Raw genomic sequence first — 10,421 nt, 5'->3', positions numbered from 1 at the left:
TGCTGATAGGCAAAGAGGAATACTGTATAGCTATGGCATGGGGAAAGTGCGTTTAACCCGCTATAAAGAGGCGCAATTTGGTTATGCGGGCAACATGTTGGCAATTAAACTATATGGCATTAATGAAAAAACAGGCCAATTAAAAACGATCCTCTATCGCCCCAATGTGTCCCACTACTCCAGTTTCCTAACCAGTACTGACAGTGAAAACCACCGTTTTATCACTTTCCTTAATGCCTATATGCAACAAGGCCGAGATGCCGTTTCGCCTGTTGATTACCAAGCCCGTAAGCCCTTTTTATCTTTTGGTAAAAACCCACTTCCTGCTGATTTTGAGCAACAGGTCGAACAGATTCTGGCAAAGCTTGATCAGGAGAAAAAACACCATGCGTAAAATTGATAAGGAAGGTACGGAATGACCTGTTTACGCTTGTGATGTTCAGGTAGTTGTATACTCATTGTTATAGATTAAGTTCCAGTTTTCCCTACAAAGGTACACATCGAATTAAGCGGGATAAAATTTATTTTTCCACTTTGTGCTATTAAGTTAAAACTAAGTTTAATATAACTTTTTGTAGGTGAAGATAATATTGTGGTGAGTACTTACTACTATTTAGATGAAAAACAGCACCCCGTTGCAATGAATAATTTTACTGAATGCTTATAATTAGTAAAAATCCTCACAGAAGTTAGCTTGTAAAAATGGACACTATAATGTCCAATTATGCCATATTATGCTATAATTGGACATTATAGTATCCATTTTATGTTTAGAGCTAATAATGAAACTCTCATTACTTACCGATATTGATGTTAGTCGAGCTTTTGCTACTCATTTACGAAAACGACGAGAAAAAGAAAAATGGTCTCGGGAACATCTTGCCGAGCGCAGTACCGTCCCTGCATCAACAATTAAAAAATTTGAGTTACAAGGCAAAATTTCATTACGACAACTACTGTTACTTTGGCAGTGTCTTGATGATTTAAATAACCTTTATGCCGTTGTTGACCCTAAAAAAGCCAATAAGCCTCGTATACCAAGAACCATTGAAGAGGTATTACAAGATGAATTTTAAGCTAACATGGTAAACAACCACCATTAAACATAATCAAACATCTTGCAGAAATAGCTGGTTTTGAAAGTTGGCAACAAGCACAAACGTATATCCATCATACTGTTGATATTATTAGTCAATTCTCATCGTTAGCTAAAGAGTATGACGTTTCAAATTCCGTTCGTGCTGATATTGATAAAACGCTTACTAATCGCCTAAAAGAAAATCAACACTTACTTTAATTTCGTAAAAAAGGGAAACTTCCGTTTCCCTTTTAGATTTTAATTTAATGTATTTTAGCTTATTTGTTTATCCCAGAGTGGATCACTTTTTTATGTTGTGAGCCAGCTACTTTATCGTAAATAGCGCATATAACAATAGTCACTAATACAGGAATTAACCACGCTAATCCTTGCTCACTTAATGGTAATTTAGCCGCCCAATCCGGTAATAAATGTTTTAAATGATCGGATGCTTTAATGGCATCAAAAATGCCAAAAAATAAGCTTATTGCCATTGCAGGGGCAATAATACGGCTTGGATTATGCCAAAAACGTAAAGTGAAACTCATCAGAATAATCACAATACAAGGAGGATAAATCATCACCAGAACAGGAATGGAGAACGCAATCAGTTTACTTAAACCAAGATTAGAGACTACCGCGGAAAATACAGCCAAAATCAATACTAATGTACGATAAGAAATAGGCAAATAGCGGCTAAAAAACTCCGCACAAGCACAAGTTAAACCTACCGCGGTCACCATACAAGCTAAGAAAATAAGCAGAGCTAAAAAGAAACTACCAAAATTACCGAAAGTATGTTGCACATAAGCATGTAAAATATCTGCGCCATCTTTTGCTTCTGGAATAATGCTGCCGCTAGCAGAACCAAGCTTAAATAAACTAAGATAAATCGCCGTTAATAACACACCCGCGATAATTCCCGCCCACATAGTATAACGTGTTAATAAAGACGAATTATCAATCCCTCTTGAGCGGGCCGCATTGACAATAACAATACCAAAGACCATCGCGCCTAACGTATCCATGGTAAGATAGCCATTAATAAAACCTTGGGTAAATGCCATATCTTGATACGCTTGTGTAGCGGGGATCGGCGTTCCTGCTGGCCAAAATAGCGCAGCTAAACCTAATACAGCTAAGGCTAAAATTTTAATCGGTGCCAGAATGTGACCAACACTATCAAGTAATTTTCCCGGATACAGTGAAATACCGATAACAATTAAAAAGTAAATAACACTATAAATAAGTAAGGCAATATCACTATCACCCACTAAAGGGGCAATGCCAACTTTAAAAGAGACCGTTGCGGTTCGCGGGGTGGCAAATAAAGGGCCGACAGCAAGATAAGCGACTATTGCTAATAAAAGTCCCATAGATTTACCAATGGGGGTGCTTAATGCTTCAATTCCCCCTCCCACTTTCGCTAATGCCACCACTGTTAGCACAGGTAAGCCAACTCCGGTTAGCAAAAAACCAATGGCCGCAGTCCAAACAAATTCCCCTGATTGCAACCCCACCATTGGGGGAAAAATAATATTCCCTGCTCCAACAAATAGAGCAAAAGTCATAAAACCTAATGCCAGAATGTCTCTGGAAGTTAATCGATGTGCCATAAGATTTGTTAATATATCGTTATTGGATGGTTAATTTACATTTACTATATAAAGTAAATACAACAAAAATATCAGCAGTATCTATTTTGCTTCATGATGGGTTATTCAGAATAATATTTAAGAATAATCATTTTACACAGAGCAATTACATATTAAATAGAAAAAAGCGCCGATAACTGATCACAAGTAAAACTTTTATAATGAAAAAAGGCAATAGCTGATCTAAAAAGCAGAATAATCATCTAAAGTATTTTTTCAGGCCAGTGATAACTGTTATATATCGCCAATTATCCCCGATATGATTTGTATATTTTTCACTCACCAAACGGCAATCTAGCCATCAATTAAAGTTCCCATTAATTAATAATATTAAAATTTAACGCTACGATATTAGATTTTATTGATATTGATTTGATGGGTATATGACAAAAATACCTTTATCACCTCTTTTAAAAATAGGTAATAAAGGTACTAATAAAATAAGGATAAAAACGAAATTATTTTTTTTCTGTTAACAATGTTTGCGGCATGATAAAAGAAAAAGTGCTTCCTACACCGACTTTACTTTCAATATTCAGTATTGAGTGATGATGTTGTAAGGACTTTTTGACAATCGCCAATCCAAGCCCTGTACCACCGGTGTGGCGGGAGCGCGCTTTATCTACACGATAAAAACGTTCGGTTAAGCGCGTTAAATGTTCAGCACTGATACCCGGCCCATTATCTGACACACTAAACAACATACCTTGTGGTACTTTTTTCCAACTCACGCGAATAGTCGTACCCTCAGGGGTATGATTTATGGCGTTATAGACAAGGTTAGATACGGCACTACGCAATTGCTCTTCATTACCACGAACAGCCCATTTATGGTCAATATCAAAGATGATATTTTGTTGTTCTTGGCTTAATGAGTGCGCGTCATGCTCAAGCACGCTTAATAGCGCAGGCATATCGACAACCGTGTTCAAATCAATATGAGGCGCAGATTCAATACGTGAAAGCTGTAACAGTTGTTGTACTAATAAGTCCATACGCTTTGCTTGCTCTTGCATGGTCTTAATCACTTTATGTTCAGCCGGGTTTTCTGCGGTATTCTCTTCCATCATCTCAAGATAGCCTTGAATAACCGTTAAAGGTGTTCTTAATTCATGGCTCACATTAGCAAAAAAATCACGTCGCGAATTTTCTAACTTATTCTTCTCGGTCACATCGCGAGCAACCATTAAACGTTGATCATCCGCATAAGGCATCACCCGAAATTCAACAATAGCACCATTATTTAATGCAATAGTTAAAGGGCGGCTAAAATCGGCGACGGTGAAATAATGTAAAAAATCGGGATAGCGCAATAAATTAAAAATATTTTGTCCATTATCATCAGGCCAACGAAAGCCTAGAAGATGCTGAGCAAGACTATTACACCAAAAGATATTTCCTTCATTAGTGATCATCACAACGGCATCTGGTAGGCTCTCCGCCCCGCTACGAAAACGCTTAATTAAATCACCTAATTCTCGACGGCGTTTACGGTTACGTTGCTGTGTTTGTCGTATACCATAAAAAATAGGCTCCCAGCCCCCTTTTCCTTCTGGGGGTAATACCGATCTATCGAGCCATAACCATTTAGATAATTTCATTAAATTATAGGCGTGCCATATCAAGGCACTCAGTAATGAGACCACGAGCAACCAAGGAAGGTGGCCGATAAATAGTGATAATACAAAGGCAGGTAAACAAAATAGAAATAGCCCCCACACGAGGGCTTTCCATGAGAGTCGTTCTAACACCAGTTAATTACTCCCTTATCAACTCAAAATCGAGCAGAGAAACGATATCCCGTTCCTCGTACCGTTTGTATCATTCGGTCATGGCCATCTTGCTCTATAGCTTTACGCAATCGACGAATATGTACATCGACAGTACGATCTTCGACATAAACATTGGTGCCCCAAACATAGTTTAGCAACTGCTCTCGGCTATATACACGTTCGGGATGGGTCATAAAAAAGTGGAGAAGTTTAAATTCGGTAGGCCCCATATCAATGGGTTTATCTTGACTGGTAACTCGATGTGAAACAGGATCAAGACTTAATCCATTAAATTCAATCACATCTTCTGCCGACATCGGTGACAATCGTCGTAAAATAGCCTTTACCCGAGCCACCAGCTCTTTAGGCGAAAAAGGTTTAATCACATAGTCGTCTGCGCCTGTTTCGAGACCTTTGACTTTATCTTCTTCTTCCCCTTTTGCTGTTAGCATAATAATAGGAATATCACGGGTATTATTTTCACGCTTCATCTGTTTAATCACTTGGATACCCGAGCCTCCGGGGATCATCCAATCTAATAAAACCAGATCAGGGTAAGGGTCAATCAGAAAACTCAATGCAGTATCATAGTCCTCAGCTTCAATAGGCTGAAAACCATTTTGCTCTAATACAAAACAGATCATCTCTCGAATTGCGGTTTCATCTTCAACAACAAGAATACGCCTTGCCATACTCTATCCTGTGTTATTTATATAGAGGGTCATAATGATTATGAGGCACTTTTATGACAGATTTATGACTGACTATGACAATACTGGAATACAGTGTCATTGTTAAGGTAAATAAGGCTAAAATTGGTGTAATTTCACTCAAAATACGTAGCTCATAGGTGGATTTTCACTAAAAAAGTAAGGTGCGCTATACTGACGGCAGTTAACATTAAGGGATAGCAATGCGGATTATTCACACCTCAGATTGGCATTTAGGACAATATTTTTTTACAAAAACTCGCGCCCAAGAGCACCAACAATTTCTCGATTGGCTATTAGCGCAAATCCGTGAACAACAAGTTGATGCAGTTATTGTTGCAGGGGATATCTTTGATACTGGCTCCCCCCCCAGTTATGCCCGAGAACTTTATAATCGATTTGTCGTCGCAATAAGAGATACTCAGTGCCAACTGATTATTTTAGGGGGTAATCATGATTCTGTGGCAACGCTAAATGAATCTAAATCACTGTTAGCATGTTTAAATACCACCGTCATTGCTAATGTTCACACTGAAACCCCACAAGCCCCTATTATTCTTTATCAAAAAAATCACACACCTGGAGCATTACTTTGTGCAATCCCCTATTTACGCCCTAGAGATATGATAAATAGCAAAAGTGGGCAATCGGGAGCAGACAAACAGGGCGCTTTAAAAGAAGCGATCGCAGATTATTATCAACGCCAATATCAAGCCGCGCTTGACTTACGAAAACAACTCAATGTTAACATCCCTATCATTGCCACAGGGCATCTGACAACGATTGGCGCCAGTGTTAGCGATTCGGTACGTGAAATTTATATCGGCACATTAGAAGCCTTTAACGCAACCCTATTTCCTCCATTTGATTATATCGCCCTTGGTCATATTCATCGTCCACAGCGCGTCAATAAATCGGGTCATATTCGCTACAGTGGTTCACCTATTCCATTAAGTTTTGATGAAAGTGCACAACAGAAAAGTGTTTGTCTTATCGATTTTGAGCAAGATAAGTTAGCGGAAATGACACTATTACCCATCCCTGAGTTTCAGCTATTACGCACTCTTTCAGGCTCGTTACAAGAAATTGCCACACAACTCGAAAAGTTAGCAACACAATATAATGAAATGGATACCACGATTTGGCTAGATATTGAAGTTTCAACTCAAGATTATCTCAGTGATATTCAAACCCGTATTCAAGAGCTAACTCAATCGCCACTCTTTGAAGTGATCGTATTAAGAAGAGCGAGAAAACAACGTCAAGCACTGATGCAAAATGAGAAAGAAACCCTAACTGAACTGACTGTATATGATGTATTTGAAAGGCGCTTAGCTCAACACCAGTTTGAAACCGAGGAAGACAAAACACGGTTAACCACACTCTTTAAGCAAGCGGTTGAAATGGCAGAGCAAGAGGATAACAACGCACGATGAAAATCTTAAGTCTGCGCTTTAAAAACATTAACTCACTCAAAGGCGAATGGAAAATTAACTTTGATCAAGAGCCTTTTGTTAGCAATGGACTATTTGCCATTACAGGCCCGACAGGTGCCGGTAAAACCACGCTCTTAGATGCAATTAGTTTAGCGTTATATCACAGAACGCCACGCTTAGATAAAGTAACCCAATCTCAAAATGAATTAATGACTCGTCACACTGCAGAATGTTTAGCTGAAGTGGAATTTGAAGTTAAAGGGGTTGCTTATCGGGCATTTTGGGAACAACGTCGTGCTAATTATAAAGAAGAGGGAAACTTACAAGCCCCACAGGCTGAGTTAGCAAAAATTAATCGTTTAGGCGGTGAAGATAAAGTTTTAGCCAATAAAATTAGCCAAGTAAAAGAAAAAATAATCTCGATCACCGGATTAGATTTCGATCGCTTCACTAAATCCATGTTGTTATCACAAGGGCAATTTGCTGCATTTCTCAACGCTGATGACAAATCTCGTGCAGAGCTACTTGAAGAGCTTACTGGTACAGATATCTATCGCCATATTTCACAAACAATTTTTAAACATTGGCGCGAAGAAGAGCAGGCTTTAAATACGCTAAAACAACAAGCTCAAATGATGGCATTATTGGATGCAACAACACGCCAAGAGCTATTAACACAACAAGCCAATATTCAAGCACAAGTAACAAGGTTACAAAAAGAGCAACAGGAATACCAAGTTGCTAAGCAATGGCAAGAAAAAGCGCTAGAAATTCAGCAGCAACAACAATCAGCCCAAGCGGGACTCAATGAGGCTCAACAGGCATTAATTATTGCTCAACCCGATATTCAACGCTTAGAAAAAAATGAGCCAGCAGAAAAAATTCGCCCTCTTTATGATGAAAAAAATCGTCGTCTTACAGAGCAAAACTATTTAGCAACACAGTTAACAAGCTTAAAAACAGAAAAACAGGCTATTGAACAACAAAGCCTACCTATCAATAAAAAATTGGCAGACTTTCATGAACAATTAAAAACGCATCATGAGAAAAAACAGCACACTTTACGGTTAATTCGTGAGAAGGTACTGCCTTTAGATAATCAATTGGTGCTGTTACAACAAGAAATTAGTACTAATAACCAACACAAACATAAATTAGAAAAAATATGCGCTGAATATCTGCAACATTCTCAGTTAGCCGAGAAAAAATTAATCACCACACAACAACAAGTTAATCAATTAAATAACGACTTAACACAACATGCCTATCATGCACAACTTGCGGAAAATCTACCCTTATGGCAACACTATTTTCAGCAATATAATGAAATATCAAGCCAATATCTTGCCAACCAAAAACGAGAAACAGCAGAGCAGGAAAAAGTCATAAGTTTGGAAAAAGCATTACAACAAGCTACCCAAACATTAGCCACCCAACAAGAGCAACTTAATTTACAGCAACAGCAACTACAATCTTATCAAACACAATTGGAAGCGCGTCAAAAAGCAGACAAACCCGATGAAATAAAACCGCGATTACAACAAATTAATCTGCAAAAAAATGCATTGGCAAAAATTATAAATTTACACACTCAATTACAACGTAATGGCAAAGAGCAGCAACATTATCAAACTACATTGAGTGAAAATCAGCAAAAAATAGCGACTCTAACCCAAACGATTGCAGAAAATGATCTGGCACTAAAAGAGAAAGCACAACATCTTAAAGATTTAAATGACAACTATCTTTTGCTACAAAAAGTCGCCGAATATGAGCAAGAGCGTGCACGTTTACTGAAAGATAAACCTTGTCCTCTATGTGGCTCAACACAGCATCCTTATGTAGAAACCTATCATGACATCAAACCAGATGAGACAAAGCTACGTTTAGAAGCATTACAACAGCAGGTGCATTCACTCACCATCACCTTAGCCGAACAGCGAACCCAACTGGTAAACTATGGCTCACAAAATAGCACCTTGAGTGACAATATCGCTCAGTTAACCCAAGAGAATAGCGTACTGACCCAACAGTGGCAGACGTTAGCACAAGCACACCATTTACCGTTAGTTGATGATGCAGATAACTTACTGACATTAGAACAATCATTAAATCAGCAAGAGCTTATTCTCACAGAAAAACTTGACAGTTATCAGCAATTAGAAGCCCAAACACATCAAAAGAATACGCATTTTCTCAATGCAAAAGAGCAATTTAATCAACAACAACAATCGGTTAAGCAACAGCAAAATGATTTAGATTATTTGCAAAAAACAATCAAAACCTATCAGCAACAAAGCGAGCACTTGCACCAACAGCAACAACAATTAGCACAACATATTCAGTCAGCGATTGAAAAACAAGGCTATACACTCCCTGAATTTGAGCAGTTCACGCCATGGTTGGCGGCTCGTCAACAAGAGCACCTGCAATATCAAAGTCAGTTAAAAGAGCTTCAGCTATTACAACAAAGCCTACGTGAACAGCAAGTGACGCAAAATGAAAAAAAACGTTATTTAGCAGAAAAACAGGCTGAACTTGAGGCGCTATTAGCAAAATTAAGCCAACAACAGCACCAACAAACACAATGGCAGGATCAACGACAAGCCTTATTTGGTTCACAATCTGTAGAGCAGGTACGTAGTGAACTTGATAAACATAGCCAATTTTTACAAACCCAGATTGAGCAATATACTCAAGAAAAAAACCAACTAGAAAACCGACTTAATCAATTAATTGGCCAATATCAAGAGAATGAAAAAGCCCTACAACGAGCAATAACACAAGCACAACAAGCCACTGAACACTATCAACACGCGTTAAAAGAGAGTCTTTTTGCCGATGAAAATGACTTTTTAGCCTCTCTATTATCGGTAGAGGAAAGAACACGTCTACAAGAGCAGCAAAAACAGCGACTTGATAAACTTTTACAAGAAAAAACGCGCCTTGAGACTCAAGAAAAAGCCTATCAACAACATTTATTACAACAACCATTACTCTCAACACAATGTACTGCTGAGCAATGTAATATCCATTTAGACGACTTAGCAAAGCAACACAAAGCGTTGCAAGAAACACTATTTAGTCTGCAAATACAATTACGCCAAGATGATGAAAAACGGATAGAGCAACAAACACTATTAGCGCAAATAGCCAAACAGCAAGCGCATTATGATGATTGGAGTTATTTAAATGAGTTAGTTGGCTCTGCATCTGGTGATAAATTTAGTCGCTTTGCCCAAGGGTTAACCCTCGACCATCTTATCTATCTGGCTAATCGTCGCTTAGAAAAACTACATGGTCGTTACTTTTTACAACGCAAAACGACAGGTAGCCTTGAATTACAGATTGCCGATACATGGCAAGCAGATGCTCTACGCGATACACGTACACTTTCTGGTGGAGAAAGTTTTTTAGTCAGCTTATCCCTTGCCTTAGCGTTATCTGATTTAGTCAGTAATAAGACGCAAATTGAGTCACTCTTTTTAGATGAAGGCTTTGGCACTCTCGATCCTGATACACTAGATATTGCTTTAGATGCCTTAGATAGCCTTAATGCTTCTGGCAAAATTATTGGTGTGATCAGTCATGTTGAAGCGATGAAAGAGCGTATTCCGGTACAAATAAAAGTGAAAAAAGCGGGGGGTTTAGGGATAAGTCAGCTAGCACCAGAGTTTAGATATGGTAATAAGAGCAATGAAAATCAATCAGTTAAAGACTAGCTCTAATAATTTGATGTAAGTGGTTAAAATTTTTAGATATCAATAAAT

General features: G+C 38.3%; 6 protein-coding genes and 1 pseudogene. 4 read left to right on the top strand and 3 right to left on the bottom strand.

The annotated features are described in order from the left end of the window. Together AACV00_RS08335 and AACV00_RS08330 are read left to right on the top strand one after the other, a co-directional pair. A pseudogene (locus tag AACV00_RS08335) lies at positions 1-394 on the top strand (hypothetical protein); the annotation flags it as partial. A 388-nt stretch (positions 395-782) separates the two neighbouring features. Then, positions 783-1,076: a helix-turn-helix transcriptional regulator gene (locus AACV00_RS08330; RefSeq protein WP_004245158.1), complete on the top strand. Its 294-nt coding sequence runs from the start codon at positions 783-785 to the stop codon at positions 1,074-1,076. 280 nt (positions 1,077-1,356) lie between these two features. Here the strand turns inward: AACV00_RS08330 and brnQ are convergent, their stop codons facing one another. The 3 genes from brnQ to phoB all read right to left on the bottom strand — a co-directional run bounded on the left by brnQ (position 1,357) and on the right by phoB (position 5,197). Further along, a complete protein-coding gene (brnQ, locus tag AACV00_RS08325) occupies positions 1,357-2,694 on the bottom strand; it encodes a branched-chain amino acid transport system II carrier protein (protein ID WP_012367452.1) in 1,338 nt (445 codons plus the stop codon). Positions 2,695-3,191: 497 nt separating this feature from the next. Continuing rightward, entirely contained in the window at positions 3,192-4,484 is a 1,293-nt protein-coding gene (phoR, locus tag AACV00_RS08320; protein WP_004245160.1) for a phosphate regulon sensor histidine kinase PhoR, read from the bottom strand. A gap of 23 nt (positions 4,485-4,507) precedes the next feature. Continuing rightward, positions 4,508-5,197, bottom strand: a complete 690-nt coding sequence (gene phoB, locus AACV00_RS08315; protein ID WP_004249004.1) for a phosphate regulon transcriptional regulator PhoB — start codon at positions 5,195-5,197, stop codon at positions 4,508-4,510. A gap of 221 nt (positions 5,198-5,418) precedes the next feature. Between phoB and sbcD the strand changes: the two genes are divergently transcribed. Both sbcD and AACV00_RS08305 read left to right on the top strand, forming a co-directional pair. Beyond that, positions 5,419-6,651, top strand: coding sequence for an exonuclease subunit SbcD (sbcD, locus tag AACV00_RS08310; RefSeq protein ID WP_004245162.1), 1,233 nt, complete (start codon positions 5,419-5,421; stop codon positions 6,649-6,651). Next, positions 6,648-10,373: an AAA family ATPase gene (locus AACV00_RS08305; protein WP_110706762.1), complete on the top strand. Its 3,726-nt coding sequence runs from the start codon at positions 6,648-6,650 to the stop codon at positions 10,371-10,373. Before sbcD ends, AACV00_RS08305 begins: the two co-directional genes overlap by 4 nt. Positions 10,374-10,421: the final 48 nt, after the last annotated feature.

Origin of the sequence: Proteus sp. G3927, assembly GCF_963894685.1 — a bacterium.
In the GTDB taxonomy this organism is placed as follows: domain Bacteria; phylum Pseudomonadota; class Gammaproteobacteria; order Enterobacterales; family Enterobacteriaceae; genus Proteus; species Proteus mirabilis.
This window is presented reverse-complemented; position numbering and strand designations above follow the sequence as displayed.

Excerpts from the sequence above, each read along its gene's own strand:
- sbcD (WP_004245162.1), top strand. The coding sequence starts at position 5,419 with ATGCGGATTATTCACACCTCAGATTGGCATTTAGGACAATATTTTTTT.
- AACV00_RS08305 (WP_110706762.1), top strand. The coding sequence starts at position 6,648 with ATGAAAATCTTAAGTCTGCGCTTTAAAAACATTAACTCACTCAAAGGC.
- AACV00_RS08330 (WP_004245158.1), top strand. The coding sequence starts at position 783 with ATGAAACTCTCATTACTTACCGATATTGATGTTAGTCGAGCTTTTGCT.
- phoB (WP_004249004.1), bottom strand. The coding sequence starts at position 5,197 with ATGGCAAGGCGTATTCTTGTTGTTGAAGATGAAACCGCAATTCGAGAG.
- brnQ (WP_012367452.1), bottom strand. The coding sequence starts at position 2,694 with ATGGCACATCGATTAACTTCCAGAGACATTCTGGCATTAGGTTTTATG.